We start from the raw sequence: 25,921 nt of genomic DNA on the forward strand, positions 1-25,921 counted from the left end.
CCGTCTCCTGTCACTGTTTGCGTTGTTTGCGGGGCGCCGGTACTCGTCGGCGCGCGGGAAGGGCTGCGACAAACGTCACATCGCGGAACGTAACGGTCGTCGAGTTTTCAGCCGTCGCTGTAACCTTCACGGTAAGCGGCTTGGCACTGGTGAATGTCACCTCGGTGCCTCCTTGCCGGTCAGTAACAGTCTCGATCTCACCCTGAGGCAGCGGATCGAGTGTCCAGGTCACCGATGCGCCTGCGATGGGGTTGTCGTAGTCGTCCAGGACGATGGCGCGGCAGGTCACCGGCGTTCCGATCAGCACGGTGCTGTCGGGGATGGGGGAAGGGTTTCGGGCTATCAAATGGAGTGTGGCCATATCCGGCCCGATCTCGATCCTCGGTGCGGGCGTTTCCTCACCCAGATCCAGCCAGAAAACGGGGGTAACGCTGCCCATCCGACTGCCCGGGAAAAACTTCACCTTCGCCGTGCCGTCGTCGCCGGTGGTGATCATTGAAGGTTCAAACCGGCCCAGCGTGGTGGCGCAATGAACATTGACGCTCAATCGCACCTGGCCTTCGCGGTTCTCTACCGTTACGGTAAATTCGGCAAATTCGTCCGGTTTGTTGGCGATCAACCTGACGGGATCGGGCTCCGTCGTCCAGCGCACGATCACGTCCAGCTCCACGGCCATGACGTCGTCAGCATAAGTCGGTTCGGTCGTGGTCGTCAGGCTGCCTCTGACAAGGTCCGCGACGCGTTCATAGTCGGCATATTCGCTGTCCGGTGGCAGCTTCCCGAGCTCGAGGAGTGTCCTGGCACTCTGACCGGTCTTTTTGGCCAACAAACGAATACGGGTCAGCACATCAAGCTGTTGCAGGGTCACGACCAGGCCTTTCGACGGGTTCACATGAGCGGCGCAGATGCGCACTTCATCCACGCTCCAGTTGAACAGCTCGGCGAGCCACTTCGCGGCACGCTCCTGAACCAGCTCAAGACCGTGGTTGCTCAGGTTGGCCGGCAACGCGTTAATGCGGCGCAGATAGTCAACCAGTCTCGTTTCCGGCCGATCACTCATGCCCAGGGCACGTTTGTACACTGTCAGGTAATACAGTGTTGAAAGGTCGAATGCGTCGACCGAATTCAGACCGAACCATTCGCGATACCCGGTCGCGATGAAGTGATTCAGAAATTCACTGCTGAGTTCCAGCCTCGCGACCACGGCGCTACGTCTCAAGAACTCGGCCAACACCTGCAGAACAGGATCACTCGACGGGTCTTCCCGTCGCAGCACCGTACCGCTGTCCTTGAAAGTTTCCGGCAACGCGAGCACTTGAGCCAATACGAAATGCACATTGGCGCCGGACCACCCAAGCACCTGCAGAACCATATCCGGCTTCAGGCCGCTATACGCAGCCAACCCTTCCTGCACCATACTGTTCTGACTGGCGCGGCAACGCAGCACGACCGCCAGAATCAGCTCCACCAGAGCTGTATTGAGGCTCCCCGTCTCAAACACCACAGCCCGCTCCGCCATTTCCCGGGCATGGGCTTCGTAGGTCTGATCCGCTGATTCAACAAAATCACGAATCAGTCCCTGTTCGTCAACCAACGCCCTCAACGCCCGCAACCACTGGCGATTGTTCGACAAGGGCTCGATACCGGCCATTTTCAGTACATCTTCCGTCATCTGAGACACCGGGGCCTGCCGACGCCACTGATCGAACAGAGCGAGCTGTCTTTCATCGGGCCGGTTCGGTGGCCAGACTGTCGCCTGTTGCACCACCCAGTGCACCGGTAACTGCACGCTCTGAGCCCATTGCACGCCATCCATCAAGGCACGGATCACACTCAATACGTCCGGTGTATCAGCTGACTGCAGGTTGTTGATCTGTGGCACGCCGGCCAGCGTGTTCACCCAGACCTGACCTCCCGTCAGGTTCAACAACAGGACTGCCTCGATCGGAGTGATCCCCAGCAAACGGGGCAGCCTGACCATGCGATAAAAACTGGACACGATCGGCAAGTTGCATTTGAGCTCAGTCAGGCCATGAGCGGCGGCAATCAGGTTGGCGAGGTAAAAATAGGTTTCCAGATCAGTGCGCAGACCCGCGCACAATTGCTTGACCGTAAGCAGGTCGGCAGCGGTCACGGGAATCACCGGGAAGGATCGGTCATCAAGTACCAAAGGACGAGAGCTGGCGGCATCACTGTTGAAAATTCGATCGAATTGGGCACGCTCCGTACCGCGCCCGAAAATGGAAAGCAGCCCGATAAAAGCGGCGAAGTCTTCTGCGGTGCATCCGAAAACCTCCCGCAATTCCTGGAACAAGCCAACAGCTCGCAGAGTATTGGCTGTGATCCAATAGCGAGAGGGGGTCGGCTGGGGCACTTCAGCGAGCATTGCCGCAACGATCAGTCGATCGGTCTCGTGACTGTCCAACTGCAACCAGTCAGTCAGTCGTACCATACGATTGGCACGGTCAACCCGGTCGGGCTCCATATCCTCGAAACGGTTGAGCAGTTCCACGCCGGTATTGAAGACCCTGATGGGGGGGAACGTTGCCTCATTAATGAACACAGACCCATGATCCCGGCCTGTTACAGGGTATGGGCCTGCGCTTATTGGTGGCGCATTTTCGGACAGGACAGGAGCAAAACCTTGAATCGAAAGCAATGCCTCAAGCGCCGGCGTATCCAGTTTCATGCGTTCATTGAAAACGGCGACGAGCCTCAGATTACCCACCGAAATATCCTTGAGACCGAGGTATTTCCGATAGAACTCGTCCGCTCCGTCTGGAAAATGCGGCGCCTCGGTCAGGATTGTCCGCTGTGATGGACTCAACCGTGTAGCTTGAACGAGGGCGTCATCCGACTTGTCGCTCCACGGTGCCGAGCGAAGAAAGTACGGATACTGCAAATCGCACCGACGCACCACGCTGCCCACCGATTCGTCATGCCCCTTCAGTACATGATCCAGCGTGACCCAGGGCCAGTGAAAGGGCAGCTCACGGGGAAAGGCCTTCTGGCTCAACGCCTCGTCAAGGTTTGGAATGGACCCCAGCGTGGCGGTGATGAAGCGCTCCATGATGCGGCTGATCACGTCCACCGACAACACTGCGCCATGAACCGCCTTGACATCGATCAACAGTTTTTCGAGGTCCGTACGCCGGTCAACCAGCGGAAGAGCCTTGCCATCGGTCACGCCCAGCCGATGCAACGCCCAATGCAACAGGGCTGTCAGATACGCCGCAGGCGAATGAATGGCTTCGATTGCACCCGGCGGGCACAAGTCGTCGAAGTTCGGATTGAACAACAAGGCGTACGTCGGACCGTTATTGAGCCCCTTGCGCGCGACAGGCCTGGAGTCTTTCGCGGTCAACTGGTGCTCGATGAATTCCCGCAATACCGCGGTCGACAGCACATTGAGGCGCTGCTGGAACTCGCCGGCCTGTTGCCGGGTCAGGCCATACTCGTGCATCAACCCGTCGACGCCTTTCTGCGCCAGCACGACGACAGATCCCCCCTCCTTGAAAAAACGTGTCATTGCCGTCGTGGACGAGCGTTTGGGTTTACCGACCGCTTGCGTGAACATCTTCTGAGCGATCTGAGCGGGAGAGCGGTCCATGTTGATGCTCCTGGGTCCGAAACGGTTTCCAGTGAAGGAACGGCGCATTTTGCACAGTGCCTGCAAAGGATTTGGCGCCATCGCACGGGCGGCGTCTACTGTCATAACTGACAGTAAACGCGACCATTGGTCGGATCACTGGGGAGTTGGATGACGCCGTGGCGGCTCGCCAGATGGCGCTATTTCGAATCGTTTGCTGTCAGCGGGCATGGAGCGTTTTCCACCCACGACCTGCACGGCACGGGCCCATTGCGGGCCGGCAGGCAGATTTCGTTCGGATGCGCCGGCCCAACGTCCTTCGTTGGTTACGAGAGCGCTGGCATGTTTCTCCTCTGCGTCGTACCAGGCGACCACATCAACCCGCGAACTCTCCTGAGCAACGCCTGTGAACTCGGGTGTTGGTCCCTCCCACTTGCCTTCCGACGGTTCGTTGAAGGTGGGTGGGGCCGCAAGCCGCTGCACGGGTCTGGGCTCAGACCAACCCGAGTGGAACTCACCATTGCGCTGCTCGGTGAGGAGTGAAAGGTCGCTCGCAGTATCAGGAAGCTCGACCGGACAGAACCACGTTCCGTCCCCCCGAACTTCGGTCCGCCCCAGCTCCGTACCATCACGTAGGGCAACCACGACTCCATCTCCCGGGTATCCGAACCCGCAGGTCATCGAATGCTTTCCGACAGCCTCACCAATAGCTGGCGTTTCAATGAGTGCCTTGTCGGGAACGATCGTGACCAGCACATCCTCACTGGGCGGTGACTCCTGATCCTTGAAGTATTGCCTGGCTTTAAGTACGCATGGCCCCAATGGCCGTGTGAAATATTGTTTGAAATATCCATCCCCAAAATGCGGATAAACACGATGGGGAACGTCGTCGAGGTACACATCGACCTCAGGCCGGTCGAATCCTTTCCCCGCTCTGGCATAACCCTCTACCGCGAATGTCCGAGGAACTGATGTTTCTGTTTCGGGAAAGTCGATCGTTGGCGCAAACAACACCACTGTAAAAGTAACCGAAGTGCTGGGTACCGATTGCAAGTCACCCAGCACCTGTATGGCGAATACGGTGTGGGTCTGGTAGTCGAGTTCCTTGATCGGCACTGACCAAGCATCTCCTGTTGCAAGCGCCTCTCCCAACAGGTCGTGGGTCACGTAATCGAAAACCCTGATCGTGAAGCCGTCGATCCCGCCGGTGCCTTGCAATACCGGCAAATGATCCGTTTCCCCTCCCGGTGGCGGAGTGATCACCAGTACGCTCACCACTATATCGAAGGCCATGGACACCTCGCTGGAGGTTTGCCCACCGAAAGTTTGCGTGACCCTGACCGTGTGCCTGCCGGGGCGAAACGCCGTGGGGCTCTGGAAGTCCCATTGCCCGTCCTTGTCCGTATCTGTAACCCGATGGGGGGTGGAATTGTCGTCGAACTTGATCGTCAACTCCGCTCCCGGCCAGCATTGGCCAACGACCGTTGCAAACAGGCCGTTCGGGGTCACTTTTTCGATAACCGCAGGGGGAGCGGGGATTACTGCCGAAACAGGCGGCTGAACCCATTCTGATTGCAGCGTTTTGAACCACTGAGTAGCCGTTACCGAATACGTCCCAGGAGCCCAGCGTTCGGTTGCCTCGCTGGACCAGGTCGAAGTTGCTTCTACTTCAACGATCGGCACGATTGCGGTGTGGGCGTTGTTCAACCGGACCTCTACTCTGGCGGCCGGTTGCCCGGACCAGATCCTGCCCGTACCGAAGAAAGTGGGAATGCCGTCCGGACTGACGCGGAAACTCAATGTCGGAGGAGGAACAGGCACCACGACCGTGGTGCTCTCCGGCGCCCAATCCGAATAGATCGGCTGCCCTGCACTGTCGGGCACACTTTGTCGGCCACCGATCAGCGAAGTACCCGGCAACCAATCGGGAAAGAGCACTGTCCAGGGAGACGTTGTAACGGTAAAGGAGTGGAAAGGCGTGAAGTCGCCCTGGACGTGGAGATAGAACGTCGCGCCGACATGCCCTACACCTCCGAGGGTCACTTTGCCTTGGGCGTCGACCTGTACCGTCAGTTTGTTCGGTTGTGGGGGTTTTATCTTGAATGTTCGCAAAGCACCACGTCCGGAACTCTTGCCTCCGGCAAATTGTTCGACCGCCAATGAAACCAACCCCGCTCTGCCCGCCACAGGTATGGTCCAGGTACCGTCCGCTCTCACAGTGCTTTCACCGACAGCAGTGCCCGTCAGATCGTAATAAGCAACGATCCTGCTTTGAGCCAATCCATTATCGCCACTGAGGTCAAAGTTTGAGTTCTGAAGCGAATCAGCTGTGGGCAGAGTAATTCGCGGGTAACCCAGTACTTTGAAAGCAACCGACTGGGTGTAATCATAGGAGGCAGACACATCTGGATTGTCATAAAAACGAACTTTCACTTCTGCATTTCCGCTGGGCAAAACTCTGATCGATGCGCCTTGCCATACACCAGATGAATTAACCAGGTGTTGATCAGACCAGCTCTCATAAATATTCTTGGAGTTCAATGCGAACATTTTCGAATCTGGCGCACCGATGGCTTGGTAAACAAGGTCCTTCATCGGCACGATCGCCCCAGCGGTTGGGTAGGTCAGTTTTGCTCGATACATGTACACCAAAGGAGTACGAGGCGAATTCACACCATAAACTTGCTGATACGCCTGCATCCGCTGAGTGTTAACGTTGTCCGCAACAGTAACTGGCACTGACCATGCTCCGCCAGTTGGCTGAACACGCGTTGCCAAGGTTCCAGCTCCGTCATCAAGGACCATAAGTGCCCCGGCTAAACCTCCCGTACCTGTCACTTCAAATGTTGAAGTATTAAAATTTCGGGAGACAAGCGTGGGTTGAGGAGGAGGGGGAAAGTACCAAATAATAATTTCAAATTTCTCTAAAGTTTTTTCAAGCACGATCCCCGAAAGGAAATAAGAATAGACAAAGGTAAAATCTATTCGCGCTTTTTTGGTAGTGGTCGGTATAACTGCCTTCCAATCAAGATTGGACCATTGGCCGTACTGTGAAGCTCTACCAACACTTTCTGAATAACCGGAAGTGGACCCTCGAGGTTCCTGATGCAGAGAAAAGTAAAGCTTGCCATCAAGGCCAGCGTTACTGGACTTGGTGCGATATCGTGTGACCCGGCAATCAAACGAGGTACCGTCCACTTCCCATATAGTACTGACTTCAATTTCAGCCCAGTAGCCATCCTTCTCGGCCCGCAGGATTTTGGTTTCAACTAATGGATTCTGCGGGGATTCCGGATTGATCGCTTCGCCTGCAACAGATGGTTCGATATTCATGAAGCCAAACTCAACATTGCCTGTACTTTGCCCCTCCATTTCACCGTCAGGAAAATCTTTTTCATTATCGTCGTCGGTATCCATGATCTTCTCCAAGACGGTTCAGGAAAGTTGCCGGTGCATGCGAGAAATTGGCTCACTTATTAATGGCAACCTTTTGTACTTCCACACCTGACAGATCTGACAGTCCCGACAAACGGTAACTCTTCCCACAACCCGGTCCGGCAGCGTCCTGCAAGTCGTAACAGCGGGCTACGACGCCTTGTGCCATTGCCTACAAATCCCTCAGAATCCGCCGGCTTGTGCGCTTTGGCGTTGGCCCGTAACTTGATTCCCGTCGCTGCCAATCAGCGGCCGGGTTTAGTCGCCCGGGGTCTTTAGTACGTTGCGCATAAGCGTCATCCAGTCGGGTATTCCCTATCCCCGCACTCGATGGTGGCTGTTCGCAGGGCGCCCTAGGGCGCACCGGTACGTACTCCCGGTCGACTAACCTGCTTACAGCCGCCACCCCTTTCTCGTTTAGTCGCGAGCCAGATGGTGGCCTTGATGACGAGTACGAATACATGAAAAAACCAACGCCAAACCCACCGCTGGACATCGATCCAACGGACCCGACCGATCAACCCGATCCGGTCTCTCCCTACGCCTCCGTCGATTCAAAAAAACTCCACGACGCGGCCCACCGGGCCCTCGATTTCTACCTCAACCCCAAAGCTGAAAAGTCACGCAATTCCGTCGATCGCGGCATGCAGATGTTCAAGGTCGACCCGGACATCAACCCCGAGGCGATCGCCATCCAGACCTATGAGACCTTTTCCTCGGTCAGCATCCTGCTGCTCGACCTGGCCGATAGCCTGGACGACAAGCCGCGGCATCTGGCGATGGCGATCTATCAGTTGAGCGAGATGGGGTTGCTGCTGGCAGAGAGGACGCTGGATAACGAGCGGGCGATTGCTGTTGCCTAGCCTTTGGTTATGAGTTGTCTGAAATGACACCATCGCGGGCAAGCCCGCTCCCACAGGGATCAGCGCTGTCCTTGCGGGAGCGGGCTTGCCCGTGATGCTTTTGAAGGTTTTGAGTCAGGCCGAGGCCGGCAACGGCTGAAAACTGAAGTACTGCTTCAACGCCTCGACCAGTTGCCCGTATTCGGGCGGCGTGCGGTACAGGCTGAAGCCGGCGTCGTAATGTTGGGGGGTCGCGTCTTCGTGGCACCACAGGCAGCACGCCGTCAGGTCGATGACCTGCTGACAGCCATCGCCCACGGGGATTTTAAGGCGCAGGTTGAATTCGGCACCGAGCATCATCGGCAACTGGCTGATGAGCATCAAACCGTCTTCGGACACATTGCCCAGAAAGCCGATGGGTTTGTCGGTGACGCTGTTGAACACTCGCAGAAAATACGGCAGCTGATGCCGTTCGATTCGACGGTCGGTAAACATGAGCGTATCGCCATGCAGGGCCCGGTGCCTGGGGCCGCACTGTGATTCGGAACGAACCTGCCCGACAGGTCCGCTCTCCCCGCTTCCGGTGTGGCGGCGCTCGCCACGTCAATCTCAAGCCAGTCGCAGGTGTTGCGCCGGTTCACAAAGCAGGCTTCGAACCGGTGTCTCTGGACTATAGCTCACCTTGTACAGCCAGCCAGATTTTGTATGACAACCGCCATCAGAAGCGGGTCGGACGCACCACGGCCGCCGCGCTGCGGGTCGGGTAATGGCCCAGGCTCTGCAGGGTTTCCAGACGCGCGCGGGCGCGGTAGGCGTATTCGCTGTTGGGGTACGAGGCGATGATGAACTGATAGGTCTGCGCCGCATCGACGAACATCTTCTGCCGCTCCAGACACTGGCCGCGCATCATCGACACTTCCGGCCACACATACGGGCGGGCACGACTGGCGCGCTCGACCTTGGACAGTTCGAGCATCACCTGCTCGCAATTGCCCCGGTCGTAGGCGCTGTAGGCGTTGTTCAAATGATGGTTCATCGACCAACGGGTGCAGCCCGTGACGGCGAGGACGCTGAGGGCAAGGGCGGCAATGGGCACGAATCGCATGGGGGGTTCTCCTGTCTTGTGCTCTGTATCGACCCCTGGTCGGAAATCTTCAGGCGCGTTTGTCCCAAAGTTGTCGTGTTCAATAAAGAAAGTATTAAGTAGTGCAAACGAACAATGACTACACCCTTCGAGCATAGTAGCCTTCGCTGGCGCTTGAACCTGAGGAGTCTTTGCATGTCCGTCCGTCGTACCAAAATCGTCGCTACCCTTGGCCCGGCCAGTAACTCGCCGGAAGTTCTCGAACAGCTGATTCTGGCTGGCCTGGACGTCGCCCGTCTGAACTTCTCCCACGGCACCCCCGACGAGCACAAGGCTCGCGCGAAGCTGGTGCGTGACCTCGCTGCCAAGCACGGCCGCTTCGTCGCCCTGCTGGGTGACCTGCAAGGCCCGAAAATCCGTATCGCCAAATTCGCCAACAAGCGCATCGAGCTGAAGATCGGTGACAAGTTCACCTTCTCCACCAGCCATCCGCTGACCGAAGGCAATCAGCAGGTGGTCGGCATCGACTACCCGGACCTGGTCAAGGACTGCGGCGTGGGCGACGAGCTGCTGCTCGACGACGGCCGCGTGGTGATGCGCGTTGAAACCGCCACCGCCACCGAACTGAACTGTGTCGTGACCATCGGCGGCCCGCTGTCCGACCATAAAGGCATCAACCGTCGCGGTGGCGGCCTGACCGCGCCGGCCCTGACTGAAAAAGACAAGGCCGACATCAAGCTCGCCGCTGAAATGGAAGTCGACTACCTCGCCGTGTCCTTCCCGCGTGACGCTGCCGACATGAACTACGCCCGTCAACTGCGCGACGAAGCCGGCGGCACCGCCTGGCTGGTGGCGAAGATCGAACGCGCCGAAGCCGTGGCCGACGACGAAACCCTCGACGGTCTGATCAAGGCTTCCGACGCGGTGATGGTTGCCCGTGGCGACCTGGGTGTGGAAATCGGCGACGCCGAACTGGTGGGCATCCAGAAGAAAATCATTCTGCACGCACGTCGCCACAACAAGGCGGTGATCGTGGCGACCCAGATGATGGAGTCGATGATCCAGAACCCGATGCCGACCCGCGCCGAAGTGTCCGACGTGGCCAACGCCGTGCTCGACTACACCGACGCCGTGATGCTGTCTGCCGAATCCGCTGCCGGCGCTTATCCGCTGGAAGCCGTGCAGGCGATGGCGCGCATCTGTGTCGGCGCTGAAAAGCACCCGACCAGCAAGACCTCCAGCCACCGCATCGGCAAGGAATTCGAGCGCTGCGACGAGAGCATCGCACTGGCGACCATGTACACCGCCAACCACTTCCCGGGCGTCAAGGCGATCATCGCGCTGACCGAAAGCGGCTACACCCCGCTGATCATGTCGCGTATCCGTTCGTCGGTGCCGATCTACTGCTTCACCCCGCACCGCGAAGCCCAGGCCCGCGCGGCGATGTTCCGTGGCGTGTACACCGTGCCGTTCGACCCGGCTTCGCTGGCCCCGAACGAAGTCAGCCAGAAAGCCATCGACGAGCTGGTCAAGCGCGGCGTGGTGGAGAAAGGTGACTGGGTCATCCTGACCAAGGGCGACAGCTACCACACCACCGGCGGCACCAACGGCATGAAAATCCTGCACGTGGGCGACCCGCAGGTCTGAGTGACCGGTTGCTGAAAACGAAAAGCCCTGCCATGTGAATGGCGGGGCTTTTTCGTTAATGGCGTTTGATGAACCCGGTCAACGCCGCCAGCGCCTCCGGCGACCTCAGCCGCTGAGTGAACAGCGCGCCCTCCTCCTCGATCACTTTGCGAATCAACTCGCGATCCGGCGCGCGCATCAACTGTTTGCTGATGCGCACCGCCTCGGCCGGCAGCTCGTCAAACCGCAACGCCATCTCCCGTGCCTTGGCCAGTGCCGCTTCGCCACTACCCAGCGCCTCGGTCGCGATCCCCCATTGCGCCGCCTGCTCACCGGTAAACCCCTCCCCCAGCAGCAACAACTCGGACGCTTTGGCCTGCCCGAGCAAGCGCGGCAGGATCAGGCTGGAACCGAACTCAGGGCACAAACCGAGGTTGACGAACGGCATGCGCAACCGCGCATCCCGCGCCACGTACACCAGATCGCAATGCAACAGCAGCGTCGTACCAATCCCCACCGCCGCCCCGGCCACGGCAGCGATCACTGGTTTGCGGCATTCCAGCAGATTGAGCATGAAGTGAAACACCGGGCTGTCGAGGTCGCTCGGCGGTTGCTGGATGAAGTCGGCGATGTCGTTGCCGGCGGTGAAGCACTCGGCGCTGCCGGTGATCAGCACGGCGTTGATTTCAGGGTCGCTATCAGCCTGTTTCAGCGCATCGGCCAACTGGCTGTACATGGCGCGGGTCAGGGCGTTTTTCTTGTCGGGGCGGTTGAGGCGCAGGGTCAGCAAACCGCGTTCGCGTTGCAGCAGGATGGCGTCGGGCATGGCGTGTCTCGCGTCTGAGAAATCAGCGCTCAACCACGGCTCAGGAAAACATCGGCCAGCAGTTGATTGCGCGGCAGTCCGGCCAGGAACAGACGCTTGGCAAACGCGTCGACGCTGGCCGTCGAGCCGCAGACTAAGGCCAGGGTTTGTCGGGAGACAAGGCGCAGTTGCGCCAAAGCGCCCGGCAACTCGGCCGCGGTCCACCGTTCGACGCTGAGGTTTTGCCGCTGCGCGGCCAGCGCTTCAAGGGGTTTGGCCAGGTAATGCCCGTCGGCGTCATGAGCCAGGTGAATGACGCGAATGGCGCCCCGATGATCATGACGCAAGGCCTCGCGCAACACGCCGAACAACGGGCCGAGTCCGGTACCGGCGGCCAGCAGCCACAGCGGCCGGTCGTGCCAGTCCGGGTCGTAATGCAGCGCGCCGCCGCGCAGTTCACCGAGACGGATCGGATCACCGATCTGCAAGCGGCGCGCGGCATCGCTGAATTCGCCGGGCTGGCGGCAATCGAGGTGAAATTCAAGAAAGCGGTCTTCTTCCGGCAGGCTGGCCAGCGAATACGGCCGCGCAATCTGGCCGGCCCACAGCACCAGATGCTGGCCGGCGCTGTAGCGCAGCGGCCGCTGGGGTGTCAGGCGCAGGCGCAACACGCTGTCGCCGAGCCAGTCCAGCGCTTCGACCGTGGCCGGGCGCCCATCGGTGACGGGATCGAAGGTGTGCACCTGCAAGTCTTCTATCACCTGGCACTGGCAGGCCAGCCGCCAACCCTGATCACGCTGTTCGGCGCTCAGGGCATCCGGGCGACTGTCGGCGGGCAAGCCCTGCACGCATTGCACCAGACACGCATGGCAACTGCCGGCGCGGCAGCTGTAAGGCACCGCCACACCGTTCCGGTTGAGGGCATCAAGCAGGTTGCTGCCCGCCGCCACCGACCACTGTCGATCACCGACCCGCAGTTCAGGCATCGACGTTCTCCCATGCCGCCGCGCAACGATTGCGTCCGTCACGCTTGGCCCGATAGAGCGCCTGATCGGCACGCTGCAAGGCGTCGTCCAGATCATCGCCCAGTTCCAGCAGGGTCATGCCGGCGGACAGGCTGAGGTTTTTCACATTCAGGCCTACCAGTGCAACGTCGGTGAAGGCGATGCGCAGGCGTTCGCAACAGGCGGTCAGGCGCTCGGCGTTGCAATCGGGCAGCAGCACCACGAATTCTTCACCACCATAACGCGCCAGGACATCGCCTTCGCGCAGACAGGCCCCGGCCACCCCGGCGAAAGCCTGCAACACCTGATCGCCAGCGGCGTGGCCGTGAATATCGTTGATGCGTTTGAAGTGGTCGAGGTCGATCAGCGCCAGACCATGCATCACGTCGGCCTCCATCGCATTCAGCTCGCGGGTGGCCAGCCGCAGGAAATGCCGGCGATTGAACAGCCCGGTCAGTTCGTCGGTGGCCACCAGGTCTTCGAGCTGGCGCATCATCCCGCGCAGGGTGTCCTGATGCGCCTGCAAGGCGAACCGGCGCTGACGCATGCGTTGGCGCGAGGTCTGGACGAAGCGCGCATAAATCACCAGCCACGCCAGCACGATCAACAGGATGCAAGCCTGCAACGCGGAAAGCGCTGGATCGTGCAGATGCAAGTGGTAACCGTCCCACAGCGTGATGGCGCAAAAACTGAAAAACACCAGCATCGCGCAGCGTACGAACGCCCGCTGTGACAGATGGAACAGACCGAACAGCAGGATCAGCACATAGAAGACCAGGAACTCGCCGCGGGCTTCTTCCAGATGCGCGATCAGCCACGTCTGCCAACCGAGGCCGAGCAGCACTTGTGCTTCGGTCAGGCTCGGGTCGGAAAAGCGCAGATTGCAGCCTGAGAAAAACACCGCGAACAGGATCGCCTGGCTGATGACCACCAGGGCGCTGCCGACGGCGACGCCAGCCAGCGAATCTTCGTAATGTCCGGTGAAATACGCCAGCCACAGCAGCAGCAAAGCCAATCCATAGGTGGCTGCAGCGAGGGCGAAGCGTTTGAGCAAAAGACGTTGAATGGCGTTATGGGTCAATCGTTGACTCACCGTGCGATAAGAGGCTGACCGAGTGTCCTACTCTACAGACCGGCTGCCACTTTAGTGGCGCAGGCGATAAATGACCATTGATTTTCGGGCCGGGTATTTGGCGTCAAAAACCTGCAGTCATGCGACCAACGAATGACTCCCGGCAGATGTGCCCGTCACCGAGGCGCGGTATACTGCCGCGCCTTTTTAGCGTCGCGCCAGCAGCCCGGCGTGCCGACCCTGAAGGGCAGCTTCGAGCTCCGAGCTTCGAGCGGCAAATTCAAAGCAGTACACACTGCTTCAGCTTGCCGCTCGAAGCTCGCGACTTTCAGCTGCCCTTAAAGAATGTTCCCGTCTTTTAGAGGAGCGCGACTCATGACCGTGATCAAGCAAGACGACCTGATTCAGAGCGTTGCCGACGCCCTGCAGTTCATTTCCTACTACCACCCCGTGGACTTCATCCAGGCGATGCACGAAGCCTACCTGCGCGAAGAATCGCCAGCGGCCCGTGACTCGATGGCGCAGATCCTGATCAACTCGCGCATGTGCGCCACCGGCCACCGGCCGATCTGCCAGGACACCGGCATCGTGACCGTGTTCGTGCGTGTGGGCATGGACGTGCGTTGGGATGGCGCGACCATGAGCCTGGACGACATGATCAACGAAGGCGTGCGTCGCGCCTACAACCTGCCGGAAAACGTCCTGCGTGCTTCGATCCTGGCCGACCCGGCCGGTGCGCGCAAGAACACCAAGGACAACACCCCGGCAGTCATCCACTACTCCATCGTTCCGGGTAACACCGTGGAAGTGGACGTGGCGGCCAAGGGCGGCGGTTCCGAGAACAAGTCGAAAATGGCCATGCTCAACCCGTCCGACTCGATCGTCGACTGGGTACTCAAGACCGTTCCGACCATGGGCGCCGGCTGGTGCCCGCCGGGCATGCTGGGCATCGGCATCGGCGGTACCGCCGAGAAAGCCGCTGTCATGGCCAAGGAAGTGTTGATGGAGTCCATCGACATTCACGAGCTCAAGGCCCGTGGCCCGCAGAACCGCATCGAAGAAATGCGTCTGGAGCTGTTCGAGAAGGTCAACCAGCTGGGCATCGGCGCCCAGGGCCTCGGTGGCCTGACCACTGTGCTCGACGTGAAGATCATGGATTACCCGACCCACGCCGCTTCCTTGCCGGTGTGCATGATCCCGAACTGCGCCGCCACCCGCCACGCGCACTTCGTGCTCGATGGTTCCGGCCCGGCCTCGCTGGAAGCGCCACCGCTGGACGCCTACCCGGAAATCGTCTGGGAAGCCGGCCCGTCGGCCCGCCGCGTCAACCTTGACACCCTGACCCCGGAAGACGTGCAGAGCTGGAAGCCGGGCGAAACCGTCCTGCTCAACGGCAAGATGCTCACCGGTCGCGACGCTGCGCACAAACGCATGGTCGAGATGCTGAACAAGGGCGAAACCCTGCCGGTCGACCTCAAGGGCCGCTTCATCTACTACGTCGGCCCGGTTGATCCGGTCGGTGACGAAGTGGTTGGCCCCGCTGGCCCGACCACCGCCACGCGGATGGACAAGTTCACCCGTCAGATCCTCGAGCAGACCGGCCTGTTGGGCATGATCGGCAAGTCCGAGCGCGGCCCGACCGCCATTGACGCAATCAAGGACAACAAGGCCGTGTACCTGATGGCCGTCGGCGGCGCCGCTTACCTGGTGGCGCAAGCGATCAAGAAGTCCAAGGTTCTGGCGTTTGCCGAGCTGGGCATGGAAGCGATCTACGAGTTCGAGGTCAAAGACATGCCGGTCACCGTTGCGGTGGACAGCAAAGGTGAATCGGTGCACATCACCGGCCCTGCGATCTGGCAACAGAAGATCAGCGAAAGCCTGGCGGTGGAAGTGCAGTAAGCGCTTCTGCTGTTTGAAAAAAACCGGGGGGTCAGCGATGACCGCCCGGTTTTTTTTCGCCTGCCGTCAGTCGGCACCTGTCAGATCTGACAGGTGCCGACCCCCGACGCCCTCTGTTAGCGTGGAATCTCGGCGTTCACAGGTTGCGTTGCCATGGCCCTTGATGCAGATGCGCTTGTCACTCCTCCCTCTATTGCCAAGACCGCGTCCATTGCTACGAACGGGCGCAGTTGGGGAGAGATCGGTGCGACCGGGCAGCGGTCTTACACCTTGCCACTGCCGATCCTGAACGCCCGTACGCTCAATCCCGAGTTGCAGCTGGTTTATGACGGCAATGCGGGCAACGGCAAATGCGGACTTGGCTGGGATCTGTCGGTGGCTTCCATTTCGCGCAAGACCAGCAACGGCGTGCCGAAATATGCAGCCGACGATGTCATGCAGGCTGACGGAACCGACCTGCGGCCCGAACGGACAACAAGCGGCAGGATCAAGGCAAAAAAGCGTACGCGCGGTAAAGGCAGGAGCGCCAGAACCTATTCAGTGGTGCTCTACATTCCACGTCTGGAAACGACATTCACCCGCTACGAACTCTGGACTCCCACCGATGGCGGTCATCCGTTCTGGGTGGTCTCTGGAGCCGATGGCACTCGATATTGCTATGGCAACACCCCCGATTCCTGCATCCATGAGCCGGCAGCCCCGACGCATATCGCTGTGTGGTTGCTGAGGGAAGTCAGGAACCCCGTGGGCGAAAACATCTTTTACCAGTACAAGACCGACGACAATGCCACTGACGCCCGTTTTGACTACAGTGCTCAACGCTACCTACGCCAGGTCTGCTACTGCAACAAGACCGCCAGTGCCGATCTGTACTGTCTTGATCACGCTCAACCCGAATTACTCGACTGGCTGTTCCGACTGATCATTGACTACGGCGAACGCGTCTCCGGGCATGACGATGTTCCACCGTACCCCGCCAATGAAGATGCCTGGACGGTGCGTTCCGATCCGTTTCGTATGCATCGCCATGGCTTTGAAGTCGGCACTCGGCGCCTGTGCCGACAGTTCCTCCTGTTCAATGCCATCGGCCCTGCTCCGGTGCTGGTCAATCGCCTGTTGCTGGAGCACGAATCCACATCGCATCGATACAATCATCTGAAAGCAGCGCACTACATGAGTTACGACGCTACAGGTCACGTCAAACACATGCCGCCCCTCGACTATTTTTATGAGGCGCTGATACTCGACACCACCCCCAGACCCTTTCTGCAACTTGATCACATGCCCGGTCTCAACGACGGCCAGCCCTACCATTGTGTCGATCTTTACAGTGAAGGCTTGCCCGGTTTTCTCTGCCAGCTCGACGGGGCCTGGTATTTCCGCGAACCCTTGCGCGGCACACCCGGCACAGACGAAATCGTCTACGGCCCCTGGACCCTGCTGCCGCTGATTCCGAACGCCGACAGCAGCAAACCGGTAGTGCAGATTCTTACCGACCTCACCGGTGACGGCTGCCTGGACTGGGTCGTCGCGCAGCCCGGTGGCAGCGGGTGTTACACGCTCAAGCCGGATGGCACCTGGTCGCCTTTCAAATCGTTCGACCAGTTTCCCGTGGAGTTTTTCCATCAACTGGCACAACTGGGCGACCTGCGCGGCGATGGCCTGGACTCCATGGCCCTGATCGGCCCGAACAGCGTGCGGGTGTATGCCAACCTGCGGGAAAAAGGATTTGCTCCCGGCCAGAATGTGCCCCATACCCCGGACAGATTGCCGCTGTTCGGCAATGCCCGCAGCGAACTGGTGTCATTCAGTGGCATGGGCGCCAGCGGCATGGAGCTGTGCCGGATCCGTCACGATGAAATCCGCTGCTGGGCCAGCCTCGGGCATGGCCGGTTTGGAGAGGGTTTCAAACTGAGCGACTTGCAGTTCGACTATGGCAAATTCGATGCGGACCGGGTACGCATCGCCGATCTGGACGGCTCCGGCGCCCCGGCCTTCATTTACCTGTCCTCGGATTACTTCGAGATCTGGTTCAACCAGGGTGGCAACGGCCTGGCCTCGACACCCGTGCGTGTCCCGTGGCCTGCCGGCATTCGCTACGACAACCTCTGCCAGGTGACCTTCGCCGATCTGCAGGGCATTGGCTGCGCCAGCCTGCTGTTGACCAAACCCCACATGAAACCGCAGCACTGGGTGTATCACTTCGTCAGTAAACGGCCCTACCTGCTTACCGGCTGCAACAACAACATGGGCTACAGCGCCACGCTGCAACATCGCAGCAGTGCGCAATTCTGGCTGGACGAAAAACGCCGGGAACTGATGGCTCGCAGGCATCCGGTCAGCCGGTTGCCGTTTCCTCAGATGGTGCTCCACTGGCTGGAACAACTCGATGAAATCACCGGCAACTGCCTGAAGCAGTCATTCGACTATCTTGACGGCTACTACGACGGGAAAGATCGCGAGTTCCGTGGCTTCGGCCGGGTCTGTCAGATCGACAGTGAACTGGAAACGGGAAAAGCCGAAGACGGCCATACGGCGCCGATGAAGGTGACGCACTGGTTTCATACCGGTCAATGCACTGACCCCGTTTTGAAAGGTATCTGCGAACTCGACCCTGAAATCACACCGATGGGCCCCACGGTCTTTTCAGCGTTCGATGCCAAACGCCGTAAAGAGCGCATTCGCACGCGACGCAAAGCCGAGGATGATCGCGAAACCGCCTACGCCCTTGCCGGTCACCTGCTTCGCACCGAAATCTGCCAGGCAGACGACCCCGCCCCCGTGCGCCTGTTCTCTCTGAGCGAAACGCGCTATCTGGTGCGAGAGGTGAACAAAAATCCCTTGAGTCTGCTGGTACAGGAACTGGAAAACCGCAGCCATCAATACGAACGCTTCATGGACGATCCACGCGTTGAACATAAGGTCAATCTGGCGTGGGACGAATTCGGTCATCTGACACAAGGTTTTACCGTCGCTTGTGCTCGTCGCCGCACGGAGAATGACGAACCGCCCTTCGATCAGGAAGATCAACGACGCGCCTGGCTGGACAGCCACGATGAGCAACAGCAATGCTTTTATCTGACGGAAGCTCTCGCCGAATTCACTCACGTGACCAGTGACGGCCACTGGCTGCTCGGTTTGCCCTGCCGCCAGCGTGGTAATGCGATGAGGCTGCCCAAAGGCTCTCTGCCGGACGGTTTGCGCGCAGCGGACATCAGTTTCGAAAATTTCGATCGGCATAACGACAGCGCCGAATGGAAAGCCGCGCGCGAACTGACCTCGCTTTCGCAGCAGACCTATCTGGAGTCCGCCGGGAAAATGCTTTACCCACCGTTGGCAGGCCCGACGAAACAGGCCGTGTTCGACAAGACAGCATTGGCAGCCTACGACGACGTACCGATTGTCATTCGGGACGAGCTGGCCAAGATCGGCTATGAGCCGATGAATCTGTTTCTCCCCGAAGATTCGGAAGAGGACAAACTGGAGAACCTGTGGTCAGCCCTGAGCGGTTTTTACACCTACGCCGGTGCCAGCCAATTTTTCCACATCACCGATGTGCAGCAGACCGCCAGCCATGGCGTGACGCACATCGCCTGGGACCCGAACCATCTGGTGACCGAGACCCTCACCCTGCCGGACGGCTGCGTCACAACCATGACATACGACTGGCACACCCTTCTGCCGCGCAGTGTCAGGGATCCCAACGAGAACATTCAGGAAGTGCTGTACGAAGCAGGCGGGCAACCTATCGCCCACAGTTCTTATGGCACCGAAGACGGCGTTCCGGCCGGTTTCGCTCCCCTGTCCGCTTACCCGCCACAGCCTGACCTGAGTGTCGAATACGCCCTCGCCAATCCGAAAACCGCCCTGGCATCCGCTGCCAGCGTGGTGCGCACCGACCTGCAAAGCTGGATGCCGGTACTCCCGCTCAAAACGCTGCCCATCAAAAGAAAGGAATGGATCGACAAGGGGCTGATTCTGCCCGACGGCCACATCCGCGCCTCGGCCCTGCGCTGGCTGAACCAGCTGAAAAAACGCAGCACCAGCGAACAGGCCCTGTTCAAGTTCATCCGGACCACCCTCAGGCAGCCGGTACACAGCCTCAACCTGGTTGCCGACCGCTACCACACCGACCCGCTGCAACAGATTCAGATGACGATCCGCTACGTCGACGGCTTCGGCCGCGCGCTGCAAAGCAAACAGCTCGCCCCGCCAGGCGATGCCTTTGTCGCCACCCCTGAGGATGATCTCGTGACCGGCGCCGATGGCAAACCGATCGAAATGCCGGCCACCCGGCGCTGGCGGGTGCAGAGTCGCGTGGAATACAACCACAAGGGCGAGCCCATCCGGATCTACCGCGCCTACTTCCTCAATACCCATCGCTGCATCAACGACAGCGCCATGCGTAAGCACGGTTACCACGACCAGAAGTTCTACGACGCCGTGGGGCGGCCAATCCAGACAATCAATGCGCTGGGCCATCTGGCGTACGACATCCTGCATGCGTGGTTCACGCTCTTCTACGACTTCAACGACACGGAAGAATTGCCACCCGGCAAGCCTGTGAAGAAGCCGACGCCTGCAAAACCGGTAAAGCCCGTAAAAAAGGTCAAGCCATGAACGCCAGCGTGCATCGGAACACACCTTCGTTGTCGGTTTACGACAGCCGAGGTCTGGTGATTCGTGAGGTGGCCTATCTGCGCTCGGTTGCCGGTGCAACCGCCGAGCCCCTGATCACACGCCAGCAACGCGACGCGCTCGGGCGCGTGGTGGAACAGTGGGACCCGCGCCTTGCCAGACCCGCCATGATCAGCGTTTTCAATCTGATCGCAGAGCTGCTTGAAACCGACAGTGTGGACGCCGGGAGAAGTTGGCGTCTGCCAGGATTGTCAGGCGAGACCTCGCAACGCTGGGATGCGCGGGGCAGCCATTGGCAGCACACGTTCGATGAGCAACTGCGCCTGCTGGGCATCGCGCAGGACGCCGGACCGGATATCGAAACCTGTGTCTATGCCGATGCCTCGGCCGACGCCGGGTACAACCGGCGCGGGCAAATGGTCGGGATGAGCGACCCTTCGGGCAGCGTCGAATTTCACAGCTTTTCTCTCATGGGCTCCACGTTGCACGAAACCCGTACCTTTCACGATGGATTGTTCTTTTCCAGCCAACAGAATCTCAGCCCCCTTGGTGCTCCACTGACGCAAACCGATGCCGGCGGCCACCAGCGGCATTTGGCTTACGATATGGCTGGCCAACTCATACAGGTGCACCTCAAGGCTTACGGACAGCCTGACTGGCAGCCGGTTTTGCTGGATGCACAATACAACGCCGCCGGGCAGATCATCCTGCAACGAACCGGCAATGAGGTGAGCAGTCACTGGCACTATCGGGCCGCCGACGGTCGCCTGCTTCGACAATACGCACAAAAGGCGACAGGGGAATCGGTTCAGGATTTAGCGTATGAGTTTGACCGGATGGGCAACATCACCCGTATCCTGGATCACAACTACACGCCGACGTATTTTCGCAACCAGCGCGTCGATGGCCACCGCACCTACGGCTATGACTCGCTGTACCGGTTGATCCACGCCAGCGGATACGACGAGGTCCCCCCCACGGATTACGCGGGCCGGCCAAAACCGACCAGCTCCGATGACCGGCGCAATTACACGGAATTCTACAAGTACGACCATGGCGGCAATCTCGTCAAAACCACCCGAGTCCGCGACGGTGCCAACCATACCTTTGAGGTATATATCGATCCGGACAGCAACCGGGGGGTGCGCTGGAAAACGGGGGCTCCAATACCGGTTTTCCCCAGCGAGTTCGACGCTGCCGGCAACCAGCTGAACACGCCGCGCGGCCCATTAAAGTGGAACAGCCGCAATCAGCTGGATTCCGTGATCCTCGCCAGACATCCCACAGGACCAAACGATACGGAGCAGTATCACTACAGCCGGGATGTGCGCGTACATAAAAGACTTGAGACCCACAGCCCGACTGCCAGCCATTTCCACGATGTCCGCTACTTGCGCGATCTGGAAATCCGCACCAAAGACAACGGCGAAGAACTGCACCTCATCAAACTGGACATTGGCGCAAGCGACGTAACATACCTCCACTGGGTGAAGAAAAAACCCAGGGGCATCGATCAGAATCAGATTCGCTATATCCACAAGGATCACTTGGGATCGTCCCTGAAAGAACTGGATCAACTGGCGCGATTGATCAGTGCCGAGACCTACTTCCCGTTTGGCAGCACCTCGACGCTGGCAGCCCGATCGCTGATCGAAGTGGACTACAAGTTCATCCGCTACAGTGGCAAGGAAACTGATGAAAGTGGCTTGATCCACTACAAACAACGCTATTACGCCCCTTGGCTGGGACGCTGGACCCAGGCGGATAAAGGGGGAACCAGGGATGGATTGAACCTGTACCAGATGACGGCCAACAACGTGATCAATTTCATTGACGAACAAGGGATGACAAAGACGCCGGCAATGGCAACGGCTGCACAGACTTCCATCGAGATAGATGAATCGCCCTCGTCGTCACGCCACAGCTCGATCGCCGGCAGCGAGGTGCAATCCAGCGATCTACCCGCGAAGGTCAATGACCCGGCCAACCATCCTCCCGGTACGTTGCCCCCCAAGCCCGAACAATCCTGGGGCGAATGGGGCAAGCAAGCCGCGCTGACGGTGGTCAATTCGAGAGTCGGATTGGCATTGCTGCCCGTCGGGACCTCGTCTCCGGCCAACGCAGCTGTCGTTTCCACATTACTCACCACCACCGCCCAGTTCATTTTGCACGCCACGCTGTTCAACCCGGGCTGGTCCCCGCCCAACAGCTGGGACCCTGGTGGGGACGGTGCCATACCACCCGTCGATGTCACGCAAGATGCCAACCGGTTTTTCACCATGAGCACACTGGGTGTCACAGCGGCTGCAACTGTGGTTGGCATGGTATTGGGTCCGATCGTAGGGGGCTACGTCGACGAGCTGAGAGGCACCAAGGACAAGGCGGACAAGAAGGCTCAGGCAGGAAAATGGCTGGACACGGTCGACAGGCTCATCGCCGAACTGAGCCTGCAGGACGAGGTGTCAGAGAAAGCCCAGAAATCGCTGCGTCAGCAAGTACTGGGTGCCGAAGAGTTGGACGGAATTTCCTGGCAAAGCATGACAATGCTCGAAAAAATCACCCGCCTGCGGCCGCCAGCCCCGAGTGAAAGCAACACATCGTCACATCGCGGTTCAGTGAGCTCTCAACGTTCTGGTACGAGTGTGTTTCGTAGAACCAGAGCATCTCGCATCCCTGTACGCCAATCCAACACGCGCCTCTGACAGCGCGAGTCTGGCAGAACTTCTGCCCCTCTTGTCAGTTCGGGCCGACACCATGCTATGGTGCCGGCCCGACTTCCTACCTCTATGCGCCCAGCATGCTGCCGACTTCCCGTACCCTGCGTCTGTCGTTGTACACCCTGCTGATCATCGCCGGTGCCGCCCTCGCCGCGACGCTTGCGATCCGCCACGCCGAGCGCCAGGCGCTGGTGGAAGACGCCGCGCGGGCCAATCAGCAACTGGCGCTGTATGCCAACTCGCTGCACACCCTGATCGACCGCTATCGCGCCCTGCCTGCCGTGCTGGCGCTGGACCCTCAACTGCGTGCGGCGCTGGCCGGTCCCGTGAGCGCCGAACAGCAAACGGCGCTCAATCTGAAACTGGAAAAGATCAACGGCGCTGCACAATCCTCGACCCTTGAATTGCTCGACCACACCGGCCTCGCGGTGGCGGCCAGCAACTGGCGCCTGCCCAGCAGTTACGTCGGTCACAACTACGGCTTTCGCCCCTATTTCCATCAGACCCGCACCCAGGGCACCGGGCGTTTCTACGCGGTCGGCGTGACCAGCGGGATTCCCGGTTACTTCCTGTCCAGCGCGGTGCTCGGCGAGAACGGCGAGTTCCTCGGGGCGATGGTGGTCAAACTGGAGTTTCCGGAGCTTGAGCGCGAATGGAGTCACGGCAGCGACACCCTGCTGGTCAGCGATGCACGCGGGATCATTTTCATCGCCAACCAGCCCGGCTGGCGCTATCGCTTGCTGCACCCGCTGAGCCCGGCCGATTACCGCGAGATCAAGGCCACCCGCCAATACGACAAACAGTCGCTGGTGCCGCTGACGCATCTGGCGCTGCGCAGCTTCGATGACAACAGTGATCTGCGCCGCGTCGAAGGCCCGCAAGGTACGGCCGATTATCTGTGGGAATCGCTGCCGCTGAATGCCGAAGGCTGGACGCTGCACCTGCTACGGCGTCCGCAAGTGTCCTTCGAGGATCAGCGTAATGCCGGGCTCGCCGCCGCCGGCGTGTGGCTGGCGCTGGTGTTCCTGCTGCTGTTCCTCAACCAGCGCTGGCGTCTGGCGAAGATGCGCCAGCGCAGCCGCGAAGAGCTTGAGCAACTGGTAGAAGAACGCACCCGGGATTTGCGCACCGCCCAGGACGGTCTGGTGCAGTCGGCCAAACTCGCCGCACTGGGGCAGATGTCCGCCGCGCTGGCCCACGAAATCAATCAGCCGCTGACCGCCCAGCGCATGCAGCTTGCAACTCTGAGGCTGCTGCTCGATCACGGTCGGGTCGATGAAGCCTGCAAGGCACTCAAACCGGTGGATGACATGCTCACGCGCATGGCTGCCCTCACCGGCCACCTGAAAACTTTTGCCCGCAAGAGCCCCAGCGGCCTGCGCGAACGGCTGGATCTGGCGACGGTGGTCGATCAGGCCCTGCAATTGCTCGATGCGCGTCTGCGCGATGAACAGGTCAGTCTGGTGCTGCACCTGACCCGTCCGGCGTGGGTGCGTGGCGATGCGATCCGTCTGGAGCAGGTGCTGATCAACCTGCTGCGCAATGCCCTCGATGCCATGCAGGGCAAGCCCTGCAAGCGTCTGGAAATCCGCCTGGAAGCCGACGAGCAACTGTGGCGCCTGAGCGTCATCGACAATGGCGGCGGCATCGCCGAAGAACATCTGGGCCAGGTGTTCGATCCGTTCTTCACCACCAAGCCTGTGGGTGACGGACTGGGCCTGGGACTGGCGGTATCCTTCGCCATCGTCCATGAATCCGGCGGGCGTCTGTGCGTCGAAAATGGTGACAATGGCGCAGTGTTCAGCCTGACCTTGCCGATCGATCTGGAGGCACACATCTGATGCTCAATTCGGTGATGGTGGTCGATGACGAAAGCAGTATTCGCAATGCCGTCGAACAATGGCTGAGCCTGTCCGGGTTCGAGGTACAGCTGTTCAGCCGCGCCGAGGAATGCCTGGCGGTGCTGCCGAAACACTTTGCCGGGGTGATTCTCAGCGATGTGCGCATGCCGGGGCTCAGCGGTCTTGAGCTGCTGGCCGAAGTGCAGCGCCGGGATGCCGACCTGCCGGTGATTCTGCTCACCGGCCACGGCGACGTGCCGATGGCGGTCGAAGCGATGCGCGACGGCGCCTACGATTTTCTGGAAAAACCGTTCAGCCCCGAGACCCTGCTCGGCAGCCTGCGCCGGGCGCTGGACAAGCGTCGGCTGGTGCTGGAAAACCGTGCCCTGCACGAACAGGCCGACAACCGTGCCAGACTCGATGCGACGCTGCTCGGCGTGTCCCGTGGCTTGCAGACCTTGCGCCGGCAAGTGCTTGACCTGGCGACGCTGCCGGTCAATGTGCTGATCCGTGGAGAAACCGGCAGCGGCAAGGAGCTGGTCGCCCGCTGCCTGCACGACTTCGGCCCGCGCGCCGACAAGCCGTTCGTGGCGCTGAACTGCGCGGCGATCCCCGAGCAGTTGTTCGAAGCCGAGTTATTCGGGCATGAGAGCGGCGCGTTCACCGGCGCCTCGGGCAAGCGCATCGGCAAGCTGGAATACGCCGATGGCGGCACGCTGTTTCTCGATGAAATCGAAAGCATGCCGCTGGCCCAGCAGGTGAAACTGCTGCGGGTTTTGCAGGAGCAGAAGCTTGAGCGGCTGGGGTCGAACCAGAGCATTCGGGTGGACTTGCGGATTGTCGCGGCGACCAAACCCGATTTGCTGGACGAAGCGCGGGCCGGACGTTTTCGTGAAGACCTGGCGTATCGGCTGAACGTCGCAGAGCTGCGATTGCCGCCGCTGCGTGATCGTCGCGAAGACATTCCGTTGTTGTTCGAATCCTTCGCCCAGAGCGCCGCCCAACGCTTGGGCCGGACCTTTCCACCGCTCAGTGGCGCGCAGTTGAGCCACCTGCTCAGTCACGACTGGCCGGGCAATGTGCGCGAGTTGGCGAACGTGGCCGAGCGGCAGGTGCTGGGGCTGGATGAACCGGTGCAGGGTATCGATCCGGGGCAGTCGCTGGCGGCGCAGCAAGAGGCGTTTGAGGCGCAATGTTTGCGGGCTGCTTTGACCCGGCACAAGGGCGATGTGAAAGCGGTGCTTGAGGAGCTGCAACTGCCGCGTCGCACGTTTAATGAAAAGATGCAGCGCCATGGTTTGACCCGGGAAATGTTTGTCCCTGAATGAGCGGAAATCCGCTCATTCATTGCTGCTCATCGGCAAAATAC

14 protein-coding genes are annotated in these 25,921 nt (G+C 59.9%); 7 read left to right on the forward strand and 7 right to left on the reverse strand.

Annotated elements, in window-relative coordinates; translation table 11 throughout:
* Window positions 1-10 precede the first annotated feature (10 nt).
* The gene (locus QLG12_RS01125) at window positions 11-3,610 is read right to left on the reverse strand and encodes a Tc toxin subunit A (RefSeq protein WP_282473743.1); all 3,600 of its coding nucleotides are present in this window, start codon (window positions 3,608-3,610) and stop codon (window positions 11-13) included.
* Window positions 3,611-3,745: 135 nt separating this feature from the next.
* Window positions 3,746-7,006, reverse strand: coding sequence for a hypothetical protein (locus tag QLG12_RS01130; protein WP_282473744.1), 3,261 nt, complete (start codon window positions 7,004-7,006; stop codon window positions 3,746-3,748).
* A 479-nt stretch (window positions 7,007-7,485) separates the two neighbouring features.
* On the opposite strand from QLG12_RS01130, the gene QLG12_RS01135 reads away from it, so the two are divergent.
* Window positions 7,486-7,887 carry a DUF6124 family protein gene (locus QLG12_RS01135; RefSeq protein ID WP_108563105.1) on the forward strand — a complete coding sequence of 134 codons (402 nt, stop codon included), beginning with the start codon at window positions 7,486-7,488 and terminating at the stop codon, window positions 7,885-7,887.
* Window positions 7,888-8,001: 114 nt separating this feature from the next.
* On the opposite strand, the gene QLG12_RS01140 is transcribed toward QLG12_RS01135, so the two are convergent.
* Both QLG12_RS01140 and QLG12_RS01145 read right to left on the reverse strand, forming a co-directional pair.
* A complete protein-coding gene (locus QLG12_RS01140; RefSeq protein ID WP_197870339.1) occupies window positions 8,002-8,361 on the reverse strand; it encodes a PilZ domain-containing protein in 360 nt (119 codons plus the stop codon).
* A gap of 223 nt (window positions 8,362-8,584) precedes the next feature.
* A complete protein-coding gene (locus QLG12_RS01145; protein ID WP_007951249.1) occupies window positions 8,585-8,971 on the reverse strand; it encodes a hypothetical protein in 387 nt (128 codons plus the stop codon).
* A 174-nt stretch (window positions 8,972-9,145) separates the two neighbouring features.
* Between QLG12_RS01145 and pyk the strand changes: the two genes are divergently transcribed.
* Window positions 9,146-10,597 (forward strand): pyruvate kinase, encoded by a 1,452-nt coding sequence (gene pyk / locus QLG12_RS01150; protein ID WP_085697206.1) that lies wholly within the window; start codon window positions 9,146-9,148, stop codon window positions 10,595-10,597.
* Between the two features lie 55 nt (window positions 10,598-10,652).
* Here the strand turns inward: pyk and QLG12_RS01155 are convergent, their stop codons facing one another.
* From QLG12_RS01155 to QLG12_RS01165, 3 genes are read right to left on the reverse strand one after another with little or no spacing between them, the layout of a single operon-like run.
* Window positions 10,653-11,402, reverse strand: a complete 750-nt coding sequence (locus QLG12_RS01155; protein WP_282473745.1) for an enoyl-CoA hydratase-related protein — start codon at window positions 11,400-11,402, stop codon at window positions 10,653-10,655.
* A gap of 29 nt (window positions 11,403-11,431) precedes the next feature.
* Complete coding sequence (locus QLG12_RS01160; protein WP_197870335.1) at window positions 11,432-12,367, reverse strand: iron-sulfur-binding ferredoxin reductase; 936 nt, start codon at window positions 12,365-12,367, stop codon at window positions 11,432-11,434.
* On the reverse strand, window positions 12,360-13,466 hold the full coding sequence (locus QLG12_RS01165) for a GGDEF domain-containing protein (protein WP_282473746.1): 1,107 nt from the start codon (window positions 13,464-13,466) through the stop codon (window positions 12,360-12,362). Before QLG12_RS01165 ends, QLG12_RS01160 begins: the two co-directional genes overlap by 8 nt.
* A 366-nt stretch (window positions 13,467-13,832) precedes the next feature.
* Here QLG12_RS01165 and QLG12_RS01170 point away from each other — a divergent pair, with 366 nt between their 5' ends.
* The 5 genes from QLG12_RS01170 to QLG12_RS01190 all read left to right on the forward strand — a co-directional run bounded on the left by QLG12_RS01170 (window position 13,833) and on the right by QLG12_RS01190 (window position 25,880).
* Complete coding sequence (locus tag QLG12_RS01170; RefSeq protein WP_007960181.1) at window positions 13,833-15,356, forward strand: fumarate hydratase; 1,524 nt, start codon at window positions 13,833-13,835, stop codon at window positions 15,354-15,356.
* A gap of 153 nt (window positions 15,357-15,509) precedes the next feature.
* Window positions 15,510-19,976 (forward strand): SpvB/TcaC N-terminal domain-containing protein, encoded by a 4,467-nt coding sequence (locus QLG12_RS01175; RefSeq protein ID WP_197868566.1) that lies wholly within the window; start codon window positions 15,510-15,512, stop codon window positions 19,974-19,976.
* A complete protein-coding gene (locus tag QLG12_RS01180; RefSeq protein WP_282473747.1) occupies window positions 19,973-22,696 on the forward strand; it encodes an RHS repeat-associated core domain-containing protein in 2,724 nt (907 codons plus the stop codon). Before QLG12_RS01175 ends, QLG12_RS01180 begins: the two co-directional genes overlap by 4 nt.
* Window positions 22,697-22,791: 95 nt before the next feature.
* Window positions 22,792-24,552: an ATP-binding protein gene (locus QLG12_RS01185; RefSeq protein ID WP_282473748.1), complete on the forward strand. Its 1,761-nt coding sequence runs from the start codon at window positions 22,792-22,794 to the stop codon at window positions 24,550-24,552.
* Complete coding sequence (locus QLG12_RS01190) at window positions 24,552-25,880, forward strand: sigma-54 dependent transcriptional regulator (RefSeq protein WP_197868563.1); 1,329 nt, start codon at window positions 24,552-24,554, stop codon at window positions 25,878-25,880. Before QLG12_RS01185 ends, QLG12_RS01190 begins: the two co-directional genes overlap by 1 nt.
* Window positions 25,881-25,921 lie beyond the last annotated feature (41 nt).

It is taken from the genome of Pseudomonas sp. V88_4, from assembly GCF_029967985.1.
In the GTDB taxonomy this organism is placed as follows: domain Bacteria; phylum Pseudomonadota; class Gammaproteobacteria; order Pseudomonadales; family Pseudomonadaceae; genus Aquipseudomonas; species Aquipseudomonas glycinae.